We start from the raw sequence: 25,328 nt of genomic DNA on the forward strand, positions 1-25,328 counted from the left end.
TCGAGCGCCTCTTCATGGGTTTTTAGCGAAGTGATATCTGAGAAAATACCGACATAGTGGGTAATGGCACTTTCGCTGTTTTTTATCACAGAGATATTAATCTGTACCGCATAAAACTCACCGTTTTTATTACGGTTCCAAACCTCCCCTTTCCAAAATCCTTCGTTTTCTATCTGCTGCCACATCTGGATATAAAACTTTTTGGACTGACGCCCGGATGAGAGGAATCGGGGAGTCCGTCCGAGCACTTCATCGCGTGAATATCCGACGATCTCGGTAAATGCGGGGTTGACATCCAGAATCTTTTCATTCGCATCGCATACGATGATGCCGTCGTGAGTCGACGAATAGATGTTGGCAAACAGCTGCATTTTCTCTTCATGTGCTTTACGTAGAGTAATATCCCTTCCGATTCCCAAAACACCGATCAGCGTTCCCTTCTCATCTTTGACTACCGTCTTGATCGTTTCGAGGTACTCCTGATGTCCGTCAAGTGCAAAGGTCACTTTCTCTTCATTGACTCGCGGTTTTCCGGCTTCAATCGCTTGGAGATCGTTCCGGCGAAAAAAATCGGCTAACGGCTTATCGACGAAATCGTAATCGGTCTTTCCGAGGATTTCGGATTGTTTTGCGCCGAAAAAGTTCTCAAAACGGCTATTGCAATGCAGATAAACTCCATCAGGATTTTTAAACCAGATTAAATCGGGAATCGATTCGATAAGAACGTTGAGGCGGCTCCGTTCCAATTCGAGTTCCCGTTCCGCACGCATACGGTCGGTAATATCGTGGATGATGGAATAGAGCGATTTTCTGCCATTATAGACAACGGGGCCCGAATGGACTTCAATATCTCGGATTTCTCCGTTTGCCAGACGGTGTTTAAAATAAAAATGGGGTCTGTTTTCGCTTTGTGCCGATGCCATCTCGGCTTCGACTTCTTCGCGGGACAAGGTATTAATATCAAAAATTTTCATCCTACACAGCTGTGCAGACGTATAGCCGTAAAATTGGCTTGCAGAGTCGTTGGCGTTGATAATATCGCCGCTTTGGGGGTCGATCACCAATTTGATCTCTTTCACCCCTTCAAATAATTCCCGATAATTCTCTTCGCTTTGCTGAAGAGCTTTTTCCATCGCTTTTCGCTGTGTAATATCGCGTGCGGAGGCATATAAATAGAGTTCTCCGCGAATGCTCACTCCGGTAACGTTGACTTCGACATTAAAAATCGAGCCGTCTTTGCGGCGATGGTGCGTTTCGAAGATCATAGAACCGTGCATCAGGCTTCGGATACGTTCCATCAACTCGTTTTTCGGGATTTCGGCATCCCACTGCACTATATTTAACGATGCCGCTTCCGCATTGGTATACCCGAGAGATTGTGCAAACGTATCGCTGAACAAAACGAGATTGCCATCACGGTCAAGAATATGCACCGCATCGCTGGCATACTTGATTATCGTTTGCAGTTGATCCGTGTCATGTTCGGACGTCAGTAATTTTATAAGCCGTTGATTTAACATTCTCGTATAGCCTGCTGTATAACTCTTCTCTATTTTCCGGATTGTAATAGTATCTTGCTGTATTAAAAAAAATTCTTTTACAGACCAAAAAAGAAATCCGTTTAAGGGCTGTTTTAAGGGATTTAAAACATATTAACACAGATTCAAATTCATATAATCAATACTCCGTTTGCTATCTTGTAAAAACTATTTTCAAATAGGATTGTTTATTCTTTAAGAATGAGTTCAGTCATCTGTAAGTCAAATTGATTTATAACTTTTAAATTATCTAGAAAAGTGAATAGATGTTAAAATCATTTTTTGTTCTGTTTATTCTCGCTTTCCTCGCATCACTACACGCTTCCGAGATTAAAATCGGGGTATTGGCATTTCGGTCCAAAACCGAAACCCTGCAAGAATGGAAAAGTACGGCTGCCCTCCTCACCCGTTCCATTCCGGGAGAACATTTCACGATTGTTCCGATGGATTATCCCGAACTTCGCAACGCCGCGCAAAACGGCAGTGTCGATTTCATCATTACCAATTCCGGTCATTATGTCTATTTGGAACATCTCTATGGAATTTCTCGCATTGCGACATTGATGAAATACAAAAACGGAGCTTGGCTGGACCGTTTCGGAGGGGTAATCTTTGTCCGTAACGACCGCAAAGAACTGCAAACGCTTACAGATCTGGAGAATAAGCAAATAGCGGTTGTCGATCAAGATTCGCTGGGGGGATACGCTGCTCCTCTGTACGAATTGTTAAAAGCCGATGTCGATCTGGATTCATTGTATCTGCACTTCACCGGAATGCCGCATGATAACGTCGTCCAAAGCGTCCTCTCCGGCAAATTCGATGCCGGATTCGTTCGAACCGAAGTTTTGGAAGGGATGGCAAAAGAGGGGAAAATCGATTTGCATGCATTACGCATCCTCAATCCGATGACGTACGATCATTTCCCCTATCTGGTCTCAACGCAGCTTTATCCGGAATGGCCGATTGCCCGAATGCCGAAAACATCGCTGCGTTTAGCCGACAGTGTCGTAATCACGCTTCTTAGCCAAAAACAAAAACTCCCGCAAGAAGGGGATATCGCATGGACCGCACCGCTGGAATACCAGCAGATTCACGATATGTTCCATGCCCTACGTCTCCCCCCTTACGACGCACCTGAGTCCTTCACCGTTTCCGAAATCTATAATGAGTTCAAACTTTTTATCCTTCTGATCGGAGCGTTGATCGTTCTTATCATTATCAGAGTTATCAAGGAATTCCGACGTCAACAGCTGCTACGGCGTCTAATGCGCGAACAGATTCAAACCGATAAAAAACTTCTGGATGAAAGCCGGAAAAACGAAGCGCTGTTAAAAATGTCGGGAGACGGCATGCATATCCTAAACGAGCAGGGAAATATCGTCCAGGTCGGCGATACCTTCTGCAAAATGCTCCGTTACAGCCATGATGAGATGATGGGAATGAACGTCAGCCGCTGGGAAGCACAGATCCCCCTCGAAGATGTTTTGGATCATATGCGTTTTCCTTCATCACAGCCTCGAATCATCCAAACTATCCACCGTCGAAGCGACGGAACGACGTATAATGCCGAAGTCACTATCTCCAATTTCAGTATCAATGACGAACTGTTTATCTATTGTTCAGCACGGGACATCACGGAACGACTCCATGCCCAGATTCAGACACGGCTCGCGGCACTCGTATATGAGTACAGCTCCGACGCAATCGTCATCGCCGACCAGAACAACCGTATCATCAGTGTCAATCCGGCTTTTGAATTATTGAGCGGTTATACGTTTAAAGAGATCGAAGGGCGCACCACCAATCTGCTCAGTTCCGGCAAACATTCAATGCGTTTTTATCGTCAGATGTGGGATGCGATCAAAACCAACGGGTTCTGGGAAGGGGAAATCATAGACCGCAACAAAAACGGCAATATATTTTCCAAGTGGCTGACCATACGGATAATCTATAATGAGAAAAATGAACCGTATCGGTATATTGCTATTTTTACAGAGATCAACGATCCTCAGGAAGCCAAAAAAACGATCTGGTATCAGGCCAATTTCGATACGTTGACAGGTCTGCCTAACCGAAGTATGTTTTTATACCGGCTTGAAAAAGAACTTCAGGATATCGAACGTACCCAAATGCCTTTAGCACTGATGTTTTTGGATCTCGACCACTTTAAAGAGATTAACGATACTCTCGGCCACGAACAAGGCGATATTTTACTTCAGGAAACGGCAAAACGGATTTCAATGTGCATTCGCAAAAGTGACGTATTGGCCCGACTTGGAGGAGACGAGTTCACATTGCTTATCTCGCAAGTCGATGATCCCAATATACTCGACACGATCGCCAATACGATACTGGCCGAACTTTCTCATGCCTTTATCCTAAACGGTGAATCTGTTTTTATCTCTGCCAGCATCGGAATTACGATTGCCCCTACTGACGGGACACAAGCGGACGTATTGTTTATCAATGCCGATCAGGCGATGTATGCGGCTAAAAAAGACGGACGCAACCGCTACCGATATTTTATGAGCTCCATGCAAGAGAATATTCAAAAAAGGATGAAACTGATCAACGAACTGCGAGAAGCAATAGAAGAGAAACAGTTTGTTCTCTATTATCAACCGATCGTAGAGGTCCAAAGCGGCGAAATCCACAAAGCCGAAGCGTTGGTACGATGGAAAAAGTCGGATGGCAGTATTATCAGCCCTGCCGATTTCATCCCTTTGTCTGAAGAGACAGGACTTATTCTCGAACTCGGTTCATGGATTTTTAGGGAGGCTGTCTCACAAACTAAACGATGGCGTCAAGACTACGATTCTACATTTCAGATCAGTCTCAACAAATCGCCCGTACAGTTTCGAAACGATACTACCGATCATACTCTCTTACTCGATATAATGAAGGAAACATCTCTCCCTTCTGAAGCCGTCGTCGTAGAGATAACCGAGGGATTATTGATGGAACAGACGCCGATAGTACAGCAGCGCCTAAGCGAATTGCAGCATAAAGGAGTTTTATTATCGCTGGATGATTTCGGAACGGGTTATTCATCCCTCTCCTATCTCAAAAAATTCGATATCGACTTCCTGAAAATCGACCAATCTTTCGTCAAAAACCTTCATATCGATGATAATGACAAAGCATTGTGCAAAGCAATCGTCGCGATGGCGCATACGCTGGGAATTAAAGTGATTGCCGAAGGGGTTGAGCTAAGAGAACAGGCCGATTTCCTCGCAGCAATAGGATGCGATTACTTTCAAGGCTATCTCATCAGCCGTCCTATACCGGCGGAAGAGTTTGAAAAGCGGTTCCTCTCTATTAAATAATAAATATCAAGAAACCGGCCGATCGCTTAAAACACTAAAATACTCCTAAAACTTTGCATTTGGGATTGGATAATTTTCGATGACAAAATCGATATCTTTGTCCCCTCTTCCGCTCAAATTGACCAGAATCGTTTGGTCTTTATGGAGCGTTTTTGCCAGTTTCATGGCAAATGCCACGGCATGTGCCGATTCAAGTGCGGGGATGATCCCTTCGAGTTGGGAGAGCTTATAAAAAGCGTCCACCGCTTCTTCGTCGTTACACAATCCCACTTTACTTCTGCCGCTCTCTTTTAAAAAGGCATGTTCAGGCCCTACTGAAGGATAATCGATACCTGATCCGATTGAATAGACCGGGGCGGGATTTCCCTCCGCATCTTTAAGCATAATCGAGTTGAATCCATGCATAATTCCCTCTTCTCCATAGGTAAGGGTTGCCGCGTGCTCACCTAGTTTCTCTCCGCGTCCCAACGGCTCGACACCGTATAGATTCACCTCTTTATCATCGATAAATGCCGAAAAAATACCCATCGCATTCGATCCGCCTCCGACACATGCAATAACGTTATCCGGAAGTTTTCCTTCCAATTCTTCAAACTGTTCTTTTGCTTCAAATCCGATCACCGACTGAAAATCGCGTACCATCATCGGAAAGGGATGGGGACCGACTACCGAACCGATACAATAAATCGAGTTGACAGGGTCTTTCACATACTCTTCAAATGCGGAATCGACCGCTTCTTTGAGGGTTTTTAATCCATGCGTCGCCGGAACGACCCGGGCTCCCAGAATTTTCATTCGAACGACATTGGGATGTTCTTTAGCGATATCGACTTCACCCATGTGAATCTCACACTCCAAACCGAAATACGCGGCAGCCGTCGCCAAAGCTACACCGTGTTGTCCTGCACCCGTTTCGGCAATAACCCGTTTTTTACCCAAATGTTTGGCCAGAATTACTTCCGCCATACAATGGTTGAGCTTATGTGCACCCGTATGATTCAAATCTTCGCGTTTCAAATAAATTTTGGCACCGCCGCAATATTCGGTCAGGTTTTTGGCGAAAGAGACGGGAGTAGGACGCCCTTGATAATGCTTTCGGACGTATTTAAGCTCGTTTATGAATTCGGGAGAATGTTTTAACTCGTTATAGGCTTTTGTAATTTCGGCGAACGGTTCTTCGAGCATCGGGGGGATATAAGAGCCTCCAAATTTACCGAAATAGCCGTTTTCATCCGGATAAGATTCCAAATACGAGTTTTCCATAGACATCTCCTAAGACATATTTTATAGTTGGATGCCATTATATTGAAAAAGAAGAAAGCTTTGTTTTAAACGATACGAAGATTATGAAAGCGGTGTCGTTTGAACGACGAAGTAGAGCTCGTCTTTTAACGTGTTGAGGCTTTTTATCACGTTGTTACGCCGTGTATCATCCAGCTCGAAATGTTGTTCGATTGAATCGTAGATACGATCGATGCTCGCATAAATCTCGACCATCAATTCCGCTTTTAGTTTATCCTGTACACCGGCCATGAATCATCCTATTTTGTTTGACAAAATATTTCGTAAAATATTTAACCAAAAAAAATCCCCGATAAGGGGAATATGACGAGAAACAATGAAGTTGTGTCCCCAAAGGGGACAGAGTCCGCTTAGCGAACGAGGTCGAAGAAGTAGTCGGTTGTTGCGATACCTTTGGTATCTTCATCCAACTGATCAAGAACTTTGTTCGTGATCCAAGTAAGAAGGTTCAACGCTCCGTCGTATCCGCTGATAGAGTAGCGGTGGAGGTGATGACGGTCGAAAATCGGGAATCCGATGTAGATCAACGGAGTTCCTGTATCACGCATCAACTCTTTACCGTAACTGTTACCGATCATGAAATCAACCGGCTCAGTGAACAAGAGTGAACGCATTGCCCACAAGTCTTTACCAGCCCATACATGGAGGCTGTCTTTTGCAGGAGATGTATCAAGCAATGCTCTCATCTCTTCTTCCCAACCGTTCGGTGCATTGTGGCAAAGAACGTGAGTCGGCTCAGCACCCATCTCTAACAAGAATGAAACAACACCGAGTAGGAAGTCAGGATCACCCCAGATAGCGAATTTTTTACCGTGCATGTACGGATAGCTGTCTTGCATAGCATCAACCAAACGGCCGCGCTCTACTTTAAGTTTTGCAGGAACTTCTTTACCTGTCAATTCAGCCAATTTCATAACGAACTCATCGGTACCTTTAAGACCGATCGGGTTGCTTGTTCCACCAGCATGTTTCCAACGTTTTTCTACCATTTTCATAGTTTTAGACGTTGCATATTTTTGAAGACTGATAGTAGCAGAAGAGTTGATACAATCTTTTGCGTCTTCGAGTTTTGTTCCGCCTTGGAACATTTCGTATTGACCCGCAGGCATATCCCATTGGTCAGAGTGGTCACCCAACATGATATAGTCAGTACCGAACGCTTCTACGATGCTTTTTACTGAACGGAGGCTTCCGATATACGTTTCAAAACCAGGGATGATGTTGATACGTTGTTTCGTTTCACCTTTTTGACCTTCAGTCAATTGACTCATGATACCGTGCATCATGTTGTCATAACCTGTAATATGGCTTCCTACGAATGAAGGAGTGTGCGCATACGGAACAGGGTATTCCATCGGCAAGAATTCTCCGCCGTCTTCTTCTTTAGCAGCGATGATGAACGCCATCAAGTCGTCACCGATAACTTCTGCCATACATGTAGTTGAAACGGCGATCATTTTAGGTTTATACACTGCAGCACAGTTTTTAAGACCCTCTTTCATGTTCACCAAACCACCGAAAACCGCTGCATCTTCTGTCATAGAGTCAGAAACACATGGAGTCGGTTCTTTAAAGTGACGTGTGAAATATGAACGGAAATACGCTACACAACCGTGTGAACCGTGAACGTAAGGCATAGTCCCTTCGAACCCGAGTGCAACCATTACCGCACCAAGTGGTTGGCAAGCTTTTGCAGGGTTGACGGTGATTGCTTCACGAGCAAGGTTTTTCTCGCGGTAATCCCATGTTTTAGTCCATTCTGCGATCTCTTCTACTTTTGAAGGATTGATAGCGAGCATAGACGACTCAAATTGTTTTTTGTTAGCGAGTACTTCTTGGTACTCAGGGCGTTTAAACAGGTCTTTCCCGTTTACGATTTTTTCTACTTCTTGCATCTTGTTTTCCTTGGTATAGACAATATTCTGCCTCATACGAGGCAAGGAATTTTTTCAAAGCGCCAAAAGCGCATAGGCCTGCTGCGAGAGCCAACTCAGTTTAATACCGCTGAGTCAGACTTTGTGTCGCTCAGCCTAAGGGAAAAAAGCTCTTCAGCCTTCTTTTTCCCATGGTGCTTTTGAATGTGCCCATACAGGAGAGTTGATCGCAAGATCCATATCCTGGGCGAAAATAGCGAATCCGTCGTATCCGTGGTATGGACCGCTGTAATCCCATGAGTGCATTTGGCGGTATGGGAGACCCATTTTTTGGAATACATACTTCTCTTTGATCCCTGAAGCTACAAGGTCAGGTTGAAGTTTTTTAACGAATGCTTCAAGCTCATACTCATTGACGTCATCGTAGATGACAGTTGAGCGGAAAATCTCTTCTTTAGTACGTTTGTAGTCGTCATCATGAGCGAACTCATAACCGGTTCCGATTACTTCCATACCAAGGTCTTCGTAAGCACCGATAACGTGACGTGGGCGGAGACCACCGACGAACAACATTACTTGTTTGCCTTCAAGACGCGGTTTATATTTCGCGATGACCGCATCGATCATCGGTTGATATTTAGCGATAACTTCTTCGCATTTCTTTTGGATGCTCTCATCAAAGAACGCCGCGATTTTGCGAAGTGATTTGATAGTTTGGCTTGGTCCGAAGAAGTTATATTCTACCCAAGGTATCCCGTATTCTTTTTCCATGTGACGGCTGATGTAGTTCATTGAACGGTAGCAGTGAAGCAAGTTCAATTTAACTTTTGGAGTCAATGCCATCTCTTTAAGAGTCGCATCTCCTGACCATTGTGCAACAACGCGAAGACCCATTTCTTCAAGAAGAATACGGCTTGACCAAGCATCACCACCGATGTTATAGTCCCCGATGATCGCTACGTCGTACTCAGTTGTTTCGACATCGCTGGTATTTACGTTTACTTTTGCATCGAAAACATAGTCACGTACAGTATCGTTCGCAATGTGGTGACCCAATGATTGAGAAACCCCGCGGAAACCTTCACAGTTAACCGGAACGATTGTTTTATCCAATTCTTTTGCTTTTACTTTCGCAACAGCACCGATATCGTCCCCGATCAAACCGATCGGACATTCTGATTGAACAGTGATACCGTTATTCAACGGGAAAAGGTTATTGATTTCATCAATAGCGATACCCAATTTTTTATCTCCACCGAAAACGATATTGTTTTCTTGGAAATCCGTACTAAAGTTCATAGTAACGAATGTATCAACACCGGTTACACCGATGTAGTAGTTACGACGACCTGCACGGCTGTATTGACCGCATCCGATAGGACCGTGAGAGATGTGGATCATGTCTTTGACCGGACCCCATACAACCCCTTTAGAACCTGCATAAGCACAACCGCGTTGGCTCATTACACCCGGAACGGTTTTTTTGTTAGAGCGGACATCTCCACACGTTTTTTGGTTTTCATCATTTGGAGATCCGACACCAAGGTGTTTCTCACGATTTTTTGCCGCTTTTTGCGGGTACGCTTTTAAGATCTCTTCAATGGCCGCTTTTTGTTTAGCTTCTAGTGTTTCTGGACCCATAATACACCTCTTCCTTACGCGATTTCGATGCGGAATTGTTCCATCGAGTCAAGGTTATGACACAATTTCATAGTTTCGTCATCAGCTGCATCCAAACGTTTAGAGATTTCAGACATTTGGTAACGGTTCATGTAGATCATGTATTTTTGTTCTTTGTTTGGGTTCTCTTCTTTGAAGTAGTGAACCATAGCTTTGAACAAGAATGTATCTTTATTTGTATAACTCAACCATTGTTTGTCTTTGTCTTTTGTACCCATCAACAATTTGATTTCTTTAACGTCGCTTACATCAACGTCAGCCAATTTTTCAACTACTTTTTCATCCGGAACATGATTCCCCATATCTGCTGGGAAGTGAAAACCTAAAATAAACATCTAATCTCCTTTTTCTGTTCTTTTCTTTTCATTATTAAAAAGATGTTATTTGTCATTTGAAATGACAGCCATTGAAGATTCCTCAAAAGAGGAACCTCAGGGTTAAACTTACGCTTCGTGCGCTGCTTTACCGACTTGTGATTCGTCAACTTCGTCTTCAAGACCGAATTCAAGGAGCAAGTCTTCAAGGTCATCCATACTGATCGGAGTAGGAATGATTTTCATATCGTTGTAAACGATTTTGCGTGCAAGCTCTTTGTATTCGCGAGCTTGGTCAGAGTATGGGCTATACTCAACAACTGTCATACGGCGTAGTTCAGCGTGTTGAACGATGTTGTTACGTGGTACGAAGTGGATCAATTGAGTTCCGATACGTGTTGCAAGTTCTTTTGCAAGATCGTACTCACGGTCAGTCATACGAGCGTTACAGATAAGACCCGCAAGACGTACTCCACCAGTGTTCGCATATTTCAAAATCCCTTTAGAGATGTTGTTAGCTGCGTACATCGCCATCATTTCACCTGACATAACGATGTAAATTTCTTGTGCTTTACCTTCACGAATCGGCATTGCGAATCCACCGCAAACAACGTCACCAAGAACGTCGTAAGAAACGAAATCCAAACCGTCTTCATCGTATGCACCCTCTTCCTCAAGGAAGTTAATCGCAGTAATAACCCCACGACCTGCACAACCAACACCTGGCTCTGGTCCGCCTGACTCTGTGCAGTTGATCCAACCACCCGGAGTTTCTCTATCAAATAGGCCTTTACCCCAAAGACGAGCTTGTTCCATCTCAACGTCTTCAATAGTTCCCATTTCTGCTGCAAGAGAAAGAATAGTATCTTGTGCTTTCTCGTGAAGAATCAAACGAGTTGAATCCGCTTTTGGATCACACCCAACAATCATAATATTTTTATCGAAATAGTGTGCCATTGCTGCCAATGTATTTTGAGATGTAGTAGATTTACCAATCCCACCTTTTCCGTAGAACGCGATTTGTCGCAAACTAGCTGATCCAGCCATGTTAACCCCTTTTTGTGAACTTCGCTTTAACTGGTGCAAAGGGTGTTCTATGGTTTTTTGCGACAATCTCCGAAACACACCGACAAAATGACGACAATGATACAAATTTGTAGGAATGTGAGTTGCAGTTATGTCGCGACATTCTTTTTTCCCTTTCTGATTAAAAAATAAGCGGTAATTCTTATCTATAATTATTCATAACTGTTACACTTCCGCTAAAAAGAGGCGGCCATGTCTAACAAAGAACGATCCATCCATAGCCTGCATCAGGCTCGGACGGCCCACATACGCTGGGTCAACGCAATCAAACTCCTCGTATCGGGCATCGATGTTCCCGCCGATACTATCGCCCTCTCACCGACCGACTCTCCGTTCGGAAAATGGTTTTACGATGAAGCGATGCTGTTTTCATTAGGAACGTCGCGTATGGTTCTCGAAGACATCGAAGTGCTTTTGCTTTCCATGCATGACAAATACACCAAAATATACCCTATCTATTACGGACAGAAAAAAAGAAGCCTTTTAGGGGATATCATGGGACGAAAAAGCCATGCCAGCGAATATGAGATGGAGCTCTCTTTACGTTATTATGAAGAGATCGTTCTCCTCTCCGATAAACTCAAACACAAGCTTCGTGTTTTGGAAAGCCAGTTGTTGAGCATCGGAGAAGAGAAATTTGCCGATATCGCCAAATTCACCCAAGCTGCTCCTTCGACTCCAAAGCAGCAGCCCCTGAACGAAGAACCGAAAGATTCCGATGAAGCCTACTACTACGGTACGCGGGGACGATAATCCCCACTTTCACGGATGCAGTATCTGCGATATCTCCTCTTCCGACAATTTATAATGATAGAAATGTTCATAAAAATCATAAATCCTTTTTCGGATCGGATATTCTTTAAATCTCTCGGGATAAAAGATTTCCGCCGCCCATAAGAGTGCCAACGGCTGTTCAGGGGTGTAGTGGGTCCACACGTGAGCCCCCATCGGAACCGCATACACCCTTTTATTCTTGACGGCATTTATCTGAGCGAAACGGGGGTCTTGATAGAGTGCCGCAACTTCATCGCTGTTCCATACAAACAGATAATCGGGATTCCATACAAGAATCTGCTCCATATTGATCCGGGCATGATCCGGCACCCCTTTTGCGACATTGATTCCGCCCGCTTTTTCGATCACCCACGTCGCGGTAGAAACCATCGGAAGGGTAAGATTGGTGTAACGCAAATAGAGCGCTTTCGGCTTGGTTTTGACGTGCGAAACGCGCGTGGCGATCTGAGCGAGAGTTTCGTCATAATAACGGTTGTACTCTTTCGCACGCTCCTCTTTGCTCATAATGGCGCCCAAAAGCGTCATCGTTTCTTTAATGCTCTCGGGGGAGTTCCAGTATAACGCAACGGTCGGAAATCCTTTTTTGGCCAAATTGTCCGCACTGATTTTATTAACGACAAAAACGACGTCTGAGGGTAATGTGCTCAACGCCTCGGTATTGACATCCCAGCTCGGCCCTCCGTTGGAAACAACCTTCTGCGTCGCTATCTTGGGGGCAAAAACGGCTTGAAATTTCCAGTTTTTACCGCTCATGTATCCGTTCATGCCGTTTTGAATCGTATCGGCGCATCCGAGTGCAAACAAAAACGCATTTACGGCCGGAGTTCCACCCGCCGTTACGACCTTATCCACTTTCAAAGGGATCTCGACGCTGCGCCCGGTCATATCGACGATCGTCTTCGTTTGTACGGCAAATACCGACGCGATAGCCAAGAACCAAATAAAAAGGAAACGCATCTTAAAACTTCAACGCCAAACTGGCCATGGCGGTAAACGGAGCACCCGGATAGTATGACGCGCTGTTGGTGCCGCTGTCGTCCAAATCGTTTTTGATGATAGCGATATATTGTCGGTCAAACAGATTTTGGAGAGACAGGGTCGCAGCGATCTCTTTGAATCCGGCAACATTGCGTCTGACGTATCCGCACTCTATGTCCATTGTCGTGTATGAAGGGATACGCTGAGTATTCAAAATGTCCCCGTAGCGCGAATCGACGTATTTCAGTGCCGGAGTCAGGAAAAAGCCGTCGTACTTAAAGGTACTTCCTACTTTAAAGAGCCATTTCGGCGCATCCGGAACCTGATTGCCGTCAATTTCCAGCAAAGCACCTCCGGTCGTCACTAAATTTTGCGTGAAATTCAACGCGTTGTACGAAAGTGCGCTGAAAAGTTCCCAATCCGGCGTCGGTTCATAATACGCACCGAGTTCGACCCCTTTTCCCTCCGCCTGCGCATTGCTTTGATAATAGTTCAGGTTTACTACCGGATCATACACCGTCACCTGTTTGTTCACGTATTTTGAATAATACAGCGTCGGTTCCACCCGCCAATTTTCCCCTTTGATCTTCATCCCGATATCATAAGTGTCCGACGTTTCGAGTTTGAGCTTATCCCAGATATCCTGCAATGTGATTCCGGCACTTTGAAAAACACTCTTTTTACTTTTATAAATCGAAAACAGCGGGCCGTTCCACGGATTGGCATACCCCTTGGCATAATTCGCGTTGAGAAGCACATCCGGCGAGAGTTTGTAGCTGAGATTCAAACTCGGTAATACTTTTTTAAACGTGATCGCATCGACGTGCAGATCCGGATCGATCGTCGCACTCGCCATCGCTTCATCATACGATACGTCTCCCGCCGTCGTCGTATATCCTTGAATACTCGGGAGTTTCATCTCCAGATAGCGCACACCGGCCTGCACTTTCCAATCATCCGTCTCTTTTTTCAATGTTAAAAACGGGCTTTTAAACTCTCTGCTTCCGATATCGTTCAACATCCCCCATGAACTGAATACCAAATGACCGTTGCTGATCGTATAGCTTTTTTGTCCTGCCGGAGGGGGGATCGTATCGATTTTTTGATACCAGTAACCGATTGCCGCATCCAACCACGCAAAACTTTTGTCGTATCGCAATACAACTCCGTTTTGCTCCTGCTCCATGTCGATTTTATTTACGACGTTGCTGCTGGAGTTGTATCCCAACCGATAACCGTCCGTATCGATATGGTAAGGCTTGATCGATAAAAGACCATCCAGCAACCTGGCCTGAATGTTGGCTTGAATCAGATTCTCTTTAAAGTGCTGCTTGTTAAAGTCGTAATAATATTTATCGTTCGCCGCCGAACCGGTCAGTTGCGTATTAAAATCGAAATCGTTGTAAGTAGAGAGATCGCTTGCCTGAGCATACGTCAATCCCCGATAATCGTTACGCTCGATATCGTTGTGGGCTGCCAAAATATCGACACTGAGCGCATCGGTAATCGGCACCGTAATTCCGGCTTCGATATTATCGCGTTTCGACATCCCCGCTCCTCTCCATTTATCGACTTCGGAATGGGATGCCGAGATAAAGAACTTACTGCCATGTACCGTTTTACCGCTGTCGACGCGTGCGAAAGTTCGTGAAAACGACTCTCCTCCGAAGGTTTGTTTCATATAGACTTCGAAATGATCCAGCGCTTTTTTGGTTTTCATATCCAACGACCCGGCATTGTTGCCGAATCCGAATCCGCTGTCGGCATTCGAAGGACCGCTGGTGAAACTCATGCTATCGATGTTTTCCATATCGAGAATACTCCCCATCGCACCCTGTCCGACGTTTACCACGGAAGGAACTCCGTCGTTGGTAAGGGCGAAACGACCGAACGTATCGGCATAAAGTCCCCGTATTCGAAACGAATTTTGATCCAATGACAATCCGTAAACGTCCGCCTGTCCCGTATGAACGGAAGGGAGCATATCCAATGCTTTATACGGGTTTGTCGCTCCGGGTCCAACCCGATTGTCAATGCTCTCTTTAGAAACGACCGTCGCCTTCATATCTTCAGTGATTGCCGAATCAATGATGCCGATCTGCTCGATTTCGATCGTTTCGGCAATCAATGATGATGCCACCATAGAGAGCGCTCCCATTACTATTATCTTCTTTTTCAATTCAAACTCCTATTGCAATCTCGCTCGCAATTATAACGTTATATCTTTATTGATATAATGTAATAGATAAAAAAACGGGGCTGATTTCCTCTCTTTTTTGTTTAATAATTAATCACTGTACCGCATGGAAAGAAACCGGTTAAAAGAGCTGTATCAGCCTAACACGGCCGCTACTGAGTTATGAAAAGAGTCATTGAGAGGGTACGGATATTTTTGTATCGGCCGGGAAAATGCCCATCGTCGAATCGTCCTTGTCCCTTCCGGATCGATAGAGGCTTATCGTCCGGTTTTCATCCGTTCCAAAAGCTCGCCGAGTTTATCATGGCGAAGCTGGATCAAACGTTCGATCTCGTCATAATCGAATTTTCCGAAATAGGCCATATCAAAAAGTCTGAGAAGGGCTGCACGACAGCAGCTCTTGTCACACTCAGTTACAAGCTTTTTCGCTTTTTTGTAGGGAAGATCGGTTTCTTGAAAAATCTTGATCGCATCCGCAACGCTTTTGCATCCGCATTCACAGATTTCGAGTGCTAGAACTTCTTCCTTGGTAGCCATGACCCACCCCTTAGAGGGAGTGCTCTGCCTTATAATTGTTAGCCTTTTCGACGGCTTCATACAATTTTTGCGCGAGTTCCGGCATTTTTACGTGATTGGTCCATACGGTATCTTCGACGATGTCGTGAATCTCCGATGCGACTTCAACAGCAAGGCGTTTGAGTTTTGCCAACTCTTTTTTGTGATCGATTTCTTCTGACATATACTATCCTTTTTAATAATTTAGGCGACGCGAATCTCGATGCCGCGTGCTTGGTCTTTTCCCAATGCAATCAGACGTTGTCCGATCTGTACTTGAACACTGCTTTTAAACCACCCGTAGCGTTTCACGCACACCGTCGCATTGGGACAAAGCCCCATAGCACATAGGTGATCTTTAAGCTCGTCGTTCAAATCTACGGATATAACTCTGCATTTTTCGTTCACGCAGGTATCAAGCAGGTTCATAGCTCCGTCTCCTTGGGCTTTCTAAAGTGAAAAAGCATAAATGTTTTCAAATTTTACGGGATGGAAGTCACCGTAGCACATATGCAAAAAAGTCCCTTTTTGTTGAAAATGATACTCTTCAAAAAGTTTAACCGCCCGTTTGTTGCCGAGCGGAACGTCCGCCAGAACTTTTTTAAGTCCGCGGAAATACAAAACGCCCTGCATCATTTTTTCGGCTTCGTCGTCAGAGCCTTCTCGGCACTGCCACGGACCGAGGTAGACGCCGCGTGCATTGATCACACTGGAGTGTTGAAACGAATTCGGCAATGCGAACTTAAGCGAACTGTTGCGCTCCATCTCATCGAGCATGAAACTCATCCGGTCTTCTCCGAACGTTTCGAAATCGATCTTGCGGATAGTCGCGTCGAAGTTTCCGCCGTCCAGTTCTTTTGCCTGTGCATTGGTAAAACTAAACGGAGGTACTTTTCCGACATTCAAAAAGCGTCCTACTTCCATCACCGATTGGAATCCGCTCTTCTCAAAAAAATCTTTTAAGACCGGATTTGCATGCAGATACAATGAGGGGTGTTCATCTTTCAAAACGCCGAAAAGAGTATTGAAAAGACGTCGTCCCAACCCTTGTTTCTGATGGGTCGGTTTGACCATAAAATATTTGATCATCGCAGAACGTTCAAACTCGATCGCCATGACCGCACCGACCAAAACACCGTCTTCATACGCACCATAGCATAAATGGGGAGCATGCATCATCATTAGTTTGACATGATATCCGTCCAGAAGCCAGCCTACCTCTTCAGCGATTTTGACCAGTTCGGGTACGTCGACGAATTTGAGCCATCCTATATACATGCAAGGTCCTGATAGAGAGATTTAAGTTCCAACGTATCGAGTACTCTTTTGCGGGACGTCACAATCTCTCGGATCTTAGGAAGCATATCATGTAATATCCCGTTATCGGCACTGATTCCCATTCGTGTCAAATGGTAGCGTATGGTAGCGCTTCCGGAGTGCTTTCCGATCGGATATGCGCGGATACTTCCAACTTCTTCCGCTTCAAACGGCTCGTAGGCATGAGAATTTTTCATCATACCGCTAGCATGTATGCCGCTCTCATGGGCAAATATACGTTCACCCACGATAGGGGCATTGGTAGCCAAAGTGATGTTTGCAGCAGAAGCTACCGCAGCTACAAGTTCACGGATCAGTAAAGGATCGATCGTGCGTACCTCGCCGTACAGATGTTTCAATGCCATGAGAATCTGTTCAAACGATGCATTGCCCGCACGCTCGCCCAAGCCGATAACCGTAGTGTTCATTCCGATAGCGCCGGCATCAATGCCGCTAAGAGCGTTGGCATTGGCCAAACCGAAATCGTTATGTGTGTGCATTTCTATGGGGAGGAGATTGTAATCGCATAACGTTTTGATTACATTGAAGGTTTGTGTCGGTGTCATAATACCGACCGTATCGCAGTAGCGGAATCGTGATGCTCCGCACTCTCGTGCGAGTTCCATCACATCTTTGATAAAATCGGTATTCCCGCGTGAACTGTCCTCACCGCCGATACAAACGAAGATTCCTTCACGTACAGCGGCACTGACGACGTGTTCGAGGTCGCTAAGCACTTTTAGCTTGCTTCCTCCGAACTTGACATCAATCAGAATATCAGAGATCGGAATCGAAAGATCGACGGCTTTAATACCGCAGGAGATGGATGCTTCCAGATCATCCATCTTCATTCGGTTCCATGTCATCATCCGAGCATTCAGTCCTAAAGCTAAAAGCTCTCGGATATCTTCACGCTCTTTTACACCCATCGCCGCAATACCCACTTCGAGTTCGTCCGCGCCGCAAGCATCGAGCAATGTTGCGATTCGGAGTTTTTCTTCGGTATTAAACGCGACATAGGGAGCTTGTTCCCCGTCACGTAGCGTAGTATCGTTGATGAGTGCCATGACATTTTCCTTTCTACCCTGTATTTGGGCAAGCTTTGAGTGCCTCAGCGGCCAGTGAAAGCGAGCTGAATTTCCTCAGCCGGCGGCTTAAACCTTAATTCACTTCTGCGTTTTCATCCATACCGAAGTATTTACGAGATGCTTTAAGAACCGAAATTTCGATCGGCTCATACGCATAGCTTTGATCGGCGATGATTCCGGCAGCTTTTAGATCATCTTGCGGACATCCGCCGATTTTTGCTGTAAGAATCAATTGAACGTCTTTGAGTTTTTCCAAAATCGGAGCCAACGGATTGGTTCCGTCCGGACCTGCACAATATTCGTAATCCACTTTACGGTGATGGATAAATCGGATACCGCGGTCTCCCGCTTCATAAATCAAGAACTCTTTAACGCTTCCGAAGTGTTGGTTAATCATCCCTTCACCTGCAGTCGTAACCGCTACAAGGATGGTTACACCGTTAGAGCTAAGTTCTTCTTTTTCTTTGCGGACACGTTCGTTCGCCTGATCCAGGAAGAATCGGAACTCTTCGATTTTTGCCTGAGCTTCTTGACGTGCTTCAAGATCGTATTTGATTTGCAATTCATCGAAGCTGAGTCCGGCAAACGTATCTTTGGTAAACTCTGCTCCGCGGTCTTCACCGATCAAACCGACGGCATCCGCACGGCATTGACGGCAGTGTTGCATAAGCTTCATATCCATTCCGCATGCTTCCTGAACCGCCATTTGTTCCTGATCGGTCGCACTCGGCACACCTGCAAGTCCAAATGCGGTCCCGTGTTCAGGCTCGGAGATAATCGGCATGATGTTATGCAAGAAAACACCGATCTCTTTAAGTTTTTTCGATACTTCCGGCAAATGTTTATCGTTGATACCAGGGATCAAAACAGAGTTTGCTTTGATTAGGATACCTTTTTCGACACATTTTTTCATACCTTCAAGCTGACGCTCTAAAAGTATTTTAGCCGCTTCTTTACCGTAGATACGTTTATTATTGTAAAAAATCCACGGATAGATTTGAGAACCGACTTCTCCGGTTTCATCAACGCTATTGATGGTTACCGTAATGTGATCGATATTGTAATCGACCATTTCATCGATAAAATTCGGCAATTCCAAACCGTTGGTAGAAAGGCAGAGTTTCAAATCCGGCGCGAACTGACGCACTAATCCGAACGTTTCAAACGTCTTTTTCGGATTAGCAAGCGCATCTCCCGGTCCTGCGATCCCCAATACGCTCATGCGTTGGACTTCACCGCCGACCAAGAGGACTTTTTTCGCCGCTTCTTCAGGAGTCAAACGTTCAGACGTTACTCCCGGACGACTTTCGTTCGAACAGTCGTATTTTCGGTTACAGTAGTTACATTGAATATTACACGCAGGAGCAACCGCTACGTGAATACGGGCATAATGATGGTGTGCACCCTCTGAATAGCATGGATGATTATGGATCTTTTCCTTGATGTCATCGGGCATAAAAGCTTCGTTTCCACTTGACGAACAACTCATAATAACTCCTTTTTAGGTCTCAACAATTTCCTAATGATCCTGCCTCATCCAGCACCAATCATTCTTACAGAGGAGTTATGCAAGTGATGTTCTATAGAGTAAAGAGGAGTAAGCAAACCCAAATCGTACAAAGAGAGACGTTTTTGTCACTCTCGGGTTGGAATGAAAAACGTAGCGGCGTATTAACACTCCGGTTTGGATGAAGGAATCGAAAAGAGGTATCCTTGGGAATAATCGACACCGAGTGCTTTTAAACGTTCATAAATTTCTTCGTTCTCAACAAACTCCGCAATCGTACGTATCCCTTTTCGCTGAGCGAAAAACAAAATACTCTCTACCGTCAACAGATGATTTTCATCGTCATTGATGTTTTTCACCAAAGAACCGTCGATCTTGATGTAATCGACGCTCAGCTTGCTCAGATAGTTAAAATTGGAATACCCCGTTCCGAAATCGTCAATTGCGATTTTACAGCCATACCCCTTGACCGTCCGGATAAACTCGGTTACTTCGTCAAAACTCTCTATCCCTTCCGATTCGACGATCTCCAAAACCAGCCGTTTTGTTGCTCTCGAACTATGAAGCGTGTCGTATAAAAACATGCGGGTTTCATCCGACAAAATATCCTGCAACGTCAGGTTCAAAGAAAACTCATACGTATCGAGAACTTCAAAAACGGCGAACGTCTTCGCAATCATAATCCGGGTCAACTGATCGTACAGTTTCGCTTTTTTAGCGTGTTCGAGAAACCAAAACGGGCTTAAAACCGTTCCGTCCGTCTCGATCAGACGGATCAGAGATTCGTATTTAACGATTTGGCGCGTTTCGTTATCGACGATTCCTTGAAAGTAAGGGACGATACGATCTTCTTCAATCGCCGATTTAATTTTACTGATCAACCATATATTATTGCGCGTTTTTTCGCTGAGCTCGACATTGTCGTTGAAAAAAACCACTTTACTCTGACGCTCTTTTGCCTCTTTCAGAGCCATATGGGCCAGATTATAGACTTCGGAATATTTGGCATAGGCAATACCGCCGGAGAGACTGATCAGCAGTGTATTGCCCTCTACCTCATAGCGGTTATTTTCCAGCCGTGTGATATGATCGATAACATGATCTCTGAGTTTGTCATCCAAGGCATGTCCGCTATAAATGATCGCAAACTCGTCGCCGCTGATCCGATACAGACTGTAATTAGCTACCGTCTCTTTTAAAAAATCGGCAAATGCTCGCAACAATCCGTCTCCGATCGTATAGCCGTAATAATCGTTGATATTGGAAAAGCGGTCGATATTAAGCAATAAAAGGATTTTGTCCTCATCACCCGTTTCCAAATCGCTAAAAAGGGCCGTACGGTTTTTCAATCCGCTGAGAGAATCGGTCAATTGACGCTGAATGATTTTCTCTTGCTTGATCAGTTCGGTCACATCGACCCGCGCCGCGATGAATTCGACCACGTCCCCTTTATCATCGAAAATCGGGGCAATAACACTTTTGACATAATACTCTTCTCCGCTTTTAGAGAGATTTCGAAACGTCTCTTTCCAAATTTTCCCGCTCTTGATCGTCTCCCATAAATCATGGAAGAGTTCTGCGGGGGTCTCGGGATGACGGACGATATTATGATTTTGCCCGATCAATTCCGTCCGCGAATATCCCGACACTTTGCAAAAAGCGTCGTTGACATAAGTAATATGTCCCTGCGCATCCGTTTTAGAGACGATGGAACTCTCATCCAAAACCATTTTATACTGATCGAGGATTTTGATATTATCGTCCAGTTCGAGCTGCGCTTCGTTGACTAAATGAGTCAGTGATTTGAGCATAGAGTGGCGGTATTGATGCGGTTCGACGGCTCTTTTCTCGCTCGGTGCAGGCGATTCGCTCAACGACAGTGCCGTTGTCGTGATATTTAGCAGCTGGTTGCCCGAGGGGGAATGAAAAAATTCTCCGTAGGTAAACAGTCCGCAGGTAGGGGCGATATCGTTAATCAGATTCAATTCGTAATTGAGTTGATCTTGCAAAAACAGTTTGCGTACCGAACACGAATAGATATAGGTCGCTTCGACGGCATGGGAGGAGACCGATTCTTGAAAATCGACGGCATAATCGAGGATCTCTTCGACATTCCCTATCGAAAAGCGGACTTTGTCTCCGTCATAAAAATGACCGGCATAGACAAAAGCTTCATCCGGTGTCTGTGCGATGATCGAACGGGCGATTTTCACTCCGTCGTTGATCTTGATCAAAGGAAATTCGATAGCACTAGCAGGGATCTGCCCCACAGCTTCGGCACCGAGATAATGGGTATAGACCGATTTTACCGGTTTGTTATCGATCTCATAGATGATATTTTTGTCCGCTTTCGTGACCGTCATCTCTTTGCCGATCGTCGTCCAATACAAAGAGTAGTCGTTATGAACCTCTAAAACATCGCTGTCCAATACGGCAACGACGACCCCTTCGTCATAAACCGTATTCTCTTTCATAATAAACGTCCGGGTAAATGTCAGGTCGTCTCCCGCATTTCCTCCCGCCAACACGATATCGTTGCGAACCGAGGTAAAACCGTTTAGAAACGATTCCGAATCGCTTTTGAGCCCTTCGCTCAGAACGATACATACTTTCGTCCGTTCGGTAACGACCTCCCGCGCCGCCTGTTCACCGCATGTGTAATCCGAAACGGGGTAGTAGTAGGTCTTAATCTCCGTAGCATCGAAAAGCGAAAATGCGATGATAATTTCCCCCGAACTCATCGAACCGTCCATGATCTCGCCCGCAGTCGTCGCTCCGATCAACGGCTCTCCCGGCAAACGGGTATGCAAAACATCCAAAACACTTTGAATGAGTTTTTTATCGATGATTCCGCTGAAAACTTGAAGAAAAAGATGCTTATCGGATGGAATATTGCGGTTTATGAATTGTTCAAGTTTCTCTTGATTTTCAAACCGATGATTGAGTAATTGCATTCCGGCCCCGTCAGCATTGTAAATAGAAAATGAGTTCTATTTTATCTTATTTAACCCCAAAAGAGTGCAAGTTTAGCTCTATTAGCTGCCATAAGTATATTACATCCATATTTCACATATAAGAATAAAACTTGCATTGCCAAATAATATAAAAGGAGTTCTCTTATGATGGTAGCTATACCGATGGATGCAATGAGCCGTGTTTATCATTACAATCCCTGTAGCGCAACGATGTTTGCTCTGTATGAGGTCAAAGGGACACGCAAAGACATACGCTACCGCTATGTAGATACAAAATTAAATCCGTGGGAAAAATCCGAAGGGGAAATGGTTCGCGATCCGATTATGAAAGCATGCGAATGTACCGTCGATTTGGCACAAGACCCCCACCATGTCAGTGAGCACTACGCCCTTCTCGAAGTGATCGGAAAATGCGATTACCTCATCGTCGATCAATATTGCCTCAACACTCTGTATGCGATGCGCAACGTCGGAATCAAAATCCATAAAGTTCCGCCGTTTGTTAAAACCGCCGAAGAGGCGATCAACCACTTCGCCATCGGAACCGAAATCGCCGAGCATCTCCGATACGTTCATCCGGCGTAACAGCTTTAATTCTCTAGCTTACTCCAGCCACCCCTCGACTTCTTCAACGACAAATTCCATCGATCCGTCCAGAACGTGATCGGCACCTTCCACGCCGTACTGCCGATAATGTTCATTGACAAGCGGGGCACGCAAGGCGGCATAACCGGCATCTTCACTATTTCCCGCACCCCAGATATCAAATGTTTTAATCTTGATTTTTCCCATATTGTCAGTGCAGGAGATCAGATGGCTTTTATTACCCCGGCAACCGATGGCGATATAGCCCGCTATCGGTGCATCAGGATGAGAGACCAAATAACTGCTGGTCATCCCCGCCCCCAGCGAATGCCCCATCAGATAAATCGTCTTGACCCCTTTGCTGTGTAAAAACTCAATCGCCTGATCGATCATCGCATCGACTTTCGGCTGCTCTTTTTCATACTCTTCGTACCCTTCGTATTGATTGGGCATTTGCAGCGATAACGTATGAAAACCGATATCTTTATTGAGTGCCAAACGCAAAGGTTTGACCACTTTGAAATCGGGGTTCATCCCCTTTCCATGGGCCAGGATAATCCCTTTGTCGCTCTGCCCCTGTAGATAAAGAGCTTTTTCGGGCATCGACGCAGCCACCAAGTAAATCGGAAACAACAGTGCAAGCAGAGACAAACGACGCATAAAGAATCCTCCCATTTTTACAAAAGGATACTTTTCTTCCGTAAATTTTACGTAAAAATCCTCTTATTCCGCATCGACGATCAAATTATTCGGCAGTTCGTCCGTATCACCCTCTTCTACGGGAAATTCTAGTTTGAGTATCTCTCCGCACGCTCGAATCGCTTCGAGATATCCCTGCGCTATCCCTTTTGTGTTCAGGTTCAGACGAAACGTCTCAATGATCGATTCCCACACCAAAGGATCAATTTTCTCTTCGATTCCCGCATCCGCAATGATAGTCGCAAAGCGCTCGTCCATGGAGACGAAAAACAAAACGGCACGCCGTTTCTTCGTCTTGTACAAACCGAATTTTCGAAAACTTTCCGCCGCGACCAAAGACGCATGGCGCTGCATGATCGTAGAAGGAACCAAAAGATTGGTTACAAAAGAGAGCTGTGTCAAAATCATCAAGAAAATAAATCCTACGATTTGTTGGCGCAATACATCTTCAACACTTAGCCAGTTCGTCAGCCAAAGGATCAGATGGGGAATCAGCAATGCGCTCAACGCGGCAACAAAAAACGCATAAATGCGATAGTTTCCGCTTTTTTGGGTAATAATGGTGACGAATTCGCATGAACTCTTCCGTTCGGCATTTTCTATCGCCTCTTTGATCTGCGTTTTTACCGCTTCATCGATCTGTTTCATAAAACCTCCATATATTTACCAACTGCCGCTGGCACCGCCGCCGCCGAAACTTCCGCCGCCGCCGCTGAAAATATCGAACGAATCGTGGCTCGTGGATCCGGATAAACCGTCCATCCCATCTAACATAGAGCCGAAATCTGAATTTTTATCGGCGAAATAAGTCACAATAAACACTATCAAAGCGATAATCCCGCTTATCAGCAAAATATGGCTTAGAACCCAGACCAAAGTACCCGACATCCCCCCCATAAAGAGCGAACCGAACAATTTTTTAATAGTATTCGGCTCTTTTTTCGTATCCTCTCTTCGGCTTCGCAATGCCATAAAGAAAAAAGGGATAAAAGCGATCACAACCCAATAAAATCGATCTTTCTCGCTCTTTTTATCCGCTACAGCAGCATCCGTAGGTTCATGGGAGAGGATATTTTTGATCTGCTCCATGGTATTGTTAATACCGCCGTAAACGTCTTGTTGTTTAAACCGGGGAATCAGCTGCGACTGAATCAGTTCATGCGAGAGTGCATCCGTGATGCTCCCTTCCAGACCGTACCCCACCTCTATTCGGACTTTATGCTCATTCGGTGCAACGATAATCAAAAGGCCGTTGTCTTTTCCTTTTTGTCCTATCCCCCAATGGCGCCCGAGCTGATAGCCGTAATCGGCGATATCGTATCCCTCCAACGATTTGAGGGTTACGACGACGACCTGAGCGGTGCTGTTATCTTCGATGGATTTGGAAAGTTCTGAGAGAGCGCGTTCCTGATCGGGGGTTAGTAATCCGGCCTGATCGACGACACGACCGCTGAGCTGCGGAAACGTCGGAGCTGCCCAGAGAGCAACTCCGAGAAAAAACAGAAGAGAGAC

22 protein-coding genes are annotated in these 25,328 nt (G+C 45.2%); 3 read left to right on the forward strand and 19 right to left on the reverse strand.

What is annotated here, in order from left to right:
- On the reverse strand, positions 1-1,520 hold a 1,520-nt coding region (locus Q0389_RS10120; RefSeq protein ID WP_298693896.1), incomplete at its 3' end, for a PAS domain-containing protein.
- A gap of 284 nt (positions 1,521-1,804) precedes the next feature.
- On the opposite strand from Q0389_RS10120, the gene Q0389_RS10125 reads away from it, so the two are divergent.
- On the forward strand, positions 1,805-4,864 hold the full coding sequence (locus tag Q0389_RS10125; protein ID WP_298693898.1) for an EAL domain-containing protein: 3,060 nt from the start codon (positions 1,805-1,807) through the stop codon (positions 4,862-4,864).
- A gap of 45 nt (positions 4,865-4,909) precedes the next feature.
- Here the strand turns inward: Q0389_RS10125 and trpB are convergent, their stop codons facing one another.
- The 6 genes from trpB to nifH form a co-directional block, all read right to left on the reverse strand.
- Positions 4,910-6,127, reverse strand: a complete 1,218-nt coding sequence (gene trpB, locus Q0389_RS10130) for a tryptophan synthase subunit beta (protein WP_298693899.1) — start codon at positions 6,125-6,127, stop codon at positions 4,910-4,912.
- A gap of 81 nt (positions 6,128-6,208) precedes the next feature.
- The gene (locus Q0389_RS10135; RefSeq protein ID WP_298693900.1) at positions 6,209-6,397 is read right to left on the reverse strand and encodes a hypothetical protein; all 189 of its coding nucleotides are present in this window, start codon (positions 6,395-6,397) and stop codon (positions 6,209-6,211) included.
- A gap of 119 nt (positions 6,398-6,516) precedes the next feature.
- Positions 6,517-8,061: a nitrogenase molybdenum-iron protein subunit beta gene (nifK, locus tag Q0389_RS10140; protein WP_298693901.1), complete on the reverse strand. Its 1,545-nt coding sequence runs from the start codon at positions 8,059-8,061 to the stop codon at positions 6,517-6,519.
- Between the two features lie 153 nt (positions 8,062-8,214).
- On the reverse strand, positions 8,215-9,681 hold the full coding sequence (gene nifD, locus Q0389_RS10145) for a nitrogenase molybdenum-iron protein alpha chain (protein WP_298693902.1): 1,467 nt from the start codon (positions 9,679-9,681) through the stop codon (positions 8,215-8,217).
- Between the two features lie 14 nt (positions 9,682-9,695).
- The gene (locus tag Q0389_RS10150) at positions 9,696-10,055 is read right to left on the reverse strand and encodes a hypothetical protein (RefSeq protein WP_298693903.1); all 360 of its coding nucleotides are present in this window, start codon (positions 10,053-10,055) and stop codon (positions 9,696-9,698) included.
- Between the two features lie 108 nt (positions 10,056-10,163).
- Positions 10,164-11,081, reverse strand: a complete 918-nt coding sequence (nifH, locus tag Q0389_RS10155; protein WP_298693904.1) for a nitrogenase iron protein — start codon at positions 11,079-11,081, stop codon at positions 10,164-10,166.
- Positions 11,082-11,312: 231 nt separating this feature from the next.
- Here nifH and Q0389_RS10160 point away from each other — a divergent pair, with 231 nt between their 5' ends.
- Positions 11,313-11,873, forward strand: coding sequence for a CZB domain-containing protein (locus Q0389_RS10160; RefSeq protein WP_298693906.1), 561 nt, complete (start codon positions 11,313-11,315; stop codon positions 11,871-11,873).
- 9 nt (positions 11,874-11,882) lie between these two features.
- Here Q0389_RS10160 and Q0389_RS10165 read toward each other — a convergent pair whose 3' ends face one another.
- The 9 genes from Q0389_RS10165 to Q0389_RS10205 all read right to left on the reverse strand — a co-directional run bounded on the left by Q0389_RS10165 (position 11,883) and on the right by Q0389_RS10205 (position 22,511).
- Positions 11,883-12,872, reverse strand: coding sequence for an ABC transporter substrate-binding protein (locus tag Q0389_RS10165; protein ID WP_298693908.1), 990 nt, complete (start codon positions 12,870-12,872; stop codon positions 11,883-11,885).
- Between the two features lies 1 nt (position 12,873).
- Entirely contained in the window at positions 12,874-15,072 is a 2,199-nt protein-coding gene (locus Q0389_RS10170; RefSeq protein WP_298693910.1) for a TonB-dependent receptor, read from the reverse strand.
- Positions 15,073-15,348: 276 nt separating this feature from the next.
- Positions 15,349-15,627 (reverse strand): hypothetical protein, encoded by a 279-nt coding sequence (locus Q0389_RS10175; protein ID WP_298693912.1) that lies wholly within the window; start codon positions 15,625-15,627, stop codon positions 15,349-15,351.
- A 10-nt stretch (positions 15,628-15,637) separates the two neighbouring features.
- Positions 15,638-15,829 carry a CCE_0567 family metalloprotein gene (locus Q0389_RS10180; RefSeq protein ID WP_298693914.1) on the reverse strand — a complete coding sequence of 64 codons (192 nt, stop codon included), beginning with the start codon at positions 15,827-15,829 and terminating at the stop codon, positions 15,638-15,640.
- Between the two features lie 20 nt (positions 15,830-15,849).
- Entirely contained in the window at positions 15,850-16,074 is a 225-nt protein-coding gene (locus Q0389_RS10185) for a FeoA family protein (RefSeq protein WP_298693916.1), read from the reverse strand.
- Positions 16,075-16,095: 21 nt separating this feature from the next.
- On the reverse strand, positions 16,096-16,923 hold the full coding sequence (locus tag Q0389_RS10190) for a GNAT family N-acetyltransferase (RefSeq protein ID WP_298693918.1): 828 nt from the start codon (positions 16,921-16,923) through the stop codon (positions 16,096-16,098).
- Positions 16,914-18,029 (reverse strand): homocitrate synthase, encoded by a 1,116-nt coding sequence (gene nifV / locus Q0389_RS10195; protein ID WP_298693920.1) that lies wholly within the window; start codon positions 18,027-18,029, stop codon positions 16,914-16,916. Before nifV ends, Q0389_RS10190 begins: the two co-directional genes overlap by 10 nt.
- A 94-nt stretch (positions 18,030-18,123) precedes the next feature.
- Complete coding sequence (gene nifB / locus Q0389_RS10200; protein ID WP_298693921.1) at positions 18,124-19,539, reverse strand: nitrogenase cofactor biosynthesis protein NifB; 1,416 nt, start codon at positions 19,537-19,539, stop codon at positions 18,124-18,126.
- A 182-nt stretch (positions 19,540-19,721) separates the two neighbouring features.
- Positions 19,722-22,511, reverse strand: coding sequence for an EAL domain-containing protein (locus Q0389_RS10205; RefSeq protein WP_298693922.1), 2,790 nt, complete (start codon positions 22,509-22,511; stop codon positions 19,722-19,724).
- 165 nt (positions 22,512-22,676) lie between these two features.
- Between Q0389_RS10205 and Q0389_RS10210 the strand changes: the two genes are divergently transcribed.
- Entirely contained in the window at positions 22,677-23,117 is a 441-nt protein-coding gene (locus Q0389_RS10210; RefSeq protein ID WP_298693923.1) for a hypothetical protein, read from the forward strand.
- Positions 23,118-23,135: 18 nt separating this feature from the next.
- On the opposite strand, the gene Q0389_RS10215 is transcribed toward Q0389_RS10210, so the two are convergent.
- The 3 genes from Q0389_RS10215 to Q0389_RS10225 all read right to left on the reverse strand — a co-directional run.
- Complete coding sequence (locus Q0389_RS10215) at positions 23,136-23,777, reverse strand: DUF3530 family protein (RefSeq protein ID WP_298693924.1); 642 nt, start codon at positions 23,775-23,777, stop codon at positions 23,136-23,138.
- Positions 23,778-23,840: 63 nt separating this feature from the next.
- Positions 23,841-24,464, reverse strand: a complete 624-nt coding sequence (locus tag Q0389_RS10220) for a TPM domain-containing protein (protein ID WP_298693926.1) — start codon at positions 24,462-24,464, stop codon at positions 23,841-23,843.
- Positions 24,465-24,479: 15 nt separating this feature from the next.
- The coding region (locus Q0389_RS10225; RefSeq protein ID WP_298693927.1) for a TPM domain-containing protein at positions 24,480-25,328 on the reverse strand (849 nt) is incomplete at its 5' end.

This window comes from uncultured Sulfuricurvum sp. (genome assembly GCF_937936435.1).
In the GTDB taxonomy this organism is placed as follows: domain Bacteria; phylum Campylobacterota; class Campylobacteria; order Campylobacterales; family Sulfurimonadaceae; genus Sulfuricurvum.

What these genes read in the sequence shown, in the direction of transcription:
- Q0389_RS10190 (WP_298693918.1), bottom strand. Translation starts at nt 16,923, where the DNA reads ATGTATATAGGATGGCTCAAATTCGTCGACGTACCCGAACTGGTCAAA.
- Q0389_RS10205 (WP_298693922.1), bottom strand. Translation starts at nt 22,511, where the DNA reads ATGCAATTACTCAATCATCGGTTTGAAAATCAAGAGAAACTTGAACAA.
- Q0389_RS10150 (WP_298693903.1), bottom strand. Translation starts at nt 10,055, where the DNA reads ATGTTTATTTTAGGTTTTCACTTCCCAGCAGATATGGGGAATCATGTT.
- Q0389_RS10185 (WP_298693916.1), bottom strand. Translation starts at nt 16,074, where the DNA reads ATGAACCTGCTTGATACCTGCGTGAACGAAAAATGCAGAGTTATATCC.
- Q0389_RS10165 (WP_298693908.1), bottom strand. Translation starts at nt 12,872, where the DNA reads ATGCGTTTCCTTTTTATTTGGTTCTTGGCTATCGCGTCGGTATTTGCC.
- Q0389_RS10175 (WP_298693912.1), bottom strand. Translation starts at nt 15,627, where the DNA reads ATGGCTACCAAGGAAGAAGTTCTAGCACTCGAAATCTGTGAATGCGGA.
- Q0389_RS10125 (WP_298693898.1), top strand. Translation starts at nt 1,805, where the DNA reads ATGTTAAAATCATTTTTTGTTCTGTTTATTCTCGCTTTCCTCGCATCA.
- trpB (WP_298693899.1), bottom strand. Translation starts at nt 6,127, where the DNA reads ATGGAAAACTCGTATTTGGAATCTTATCCGGATGAAAACGGCTATTTC.
- Q0389_RS10180 (WP_298693914.1), bottom strand. Translation starts at nt 15,829, where the DNA reads ATGTCAGAAGAAATCGATCACAAAAAAGAGTTGGCAAAACTCAAACGC.
- nifB (WP_298693921.1), bottom strand. Translation starts at nt 19,539, where the DNA reads ATGAGTTGTTCGTCAAGTGGAAACGAAGCTTTTATGCCCGATGACATC.
- Q0389_RS10220 (WP_298693926.1), bottom strand. Translation starts at nt 24,464, where the DNA reads ATGAAACAGATCGATGAAGCGGTAAAAACGCAGATCAAAGAGGCGATA.
- nifD (WP_298693902.1), bottom strand. Translation starts at nt 9,681, where the DNA reads ATGGGTCCAGAAACACTAGAAGCTAAACAAAAAGCGGCCATTGAAGAG.
- Q0389_RS10210 (WP_298693923.1), top strand. Translation starts at nt 22,677, where the DNA reads ATGATGGTAGCTATACCGATGGATGCAATGAGCCGTGTTTATCATTAC.
- nifH (WP_298693904.1), bottom strand. Translation starts at nt 11,081, where the DNA reads ATGGCTGGATCAGCTAGTTTGCGACAAATCGCGTTCTACGGAAAAGGT.
- nifV (WP_298693920.1), bottom strand. Translation starts at nt 18,029, where the DNA reads ATGGCACTCATCAACGATACTACGCTACGTGACGGGGAACAAGCTCCC.
- Q0389_RS10135 (WP_298693900.1), bottom strand. Translation starts at nt 6,397, where the DNA reads ATGGCCGGTGTACAGGATAAACTAAAAGCGGAATTGATGGTCGAGATT.
- Q0389_RS10160 (WP_298693906.1), top strand. Translation starts at nt 11,313, where the DNA reads ATGTCTAACAAAGAACGATCCATCCATAGCCTGCATCAGGCTCGGACG.
- nifK (WP_298693901.1), bottom strand. Translation starts at nt 8,061, where the DNA reads ATGCAAGAAGTAGAAAAAATCGTAAACGGGAAAGACCTGTTTAAACGC.
- Q0389_RS10215 (WP_298693924.1), bottom strand. Translation starts at nt 23,777, where the DNA reads ATGCGTCGTTTGTCTCTGCTTGCACTGTTGTTTCCGATTTACTTGGTG.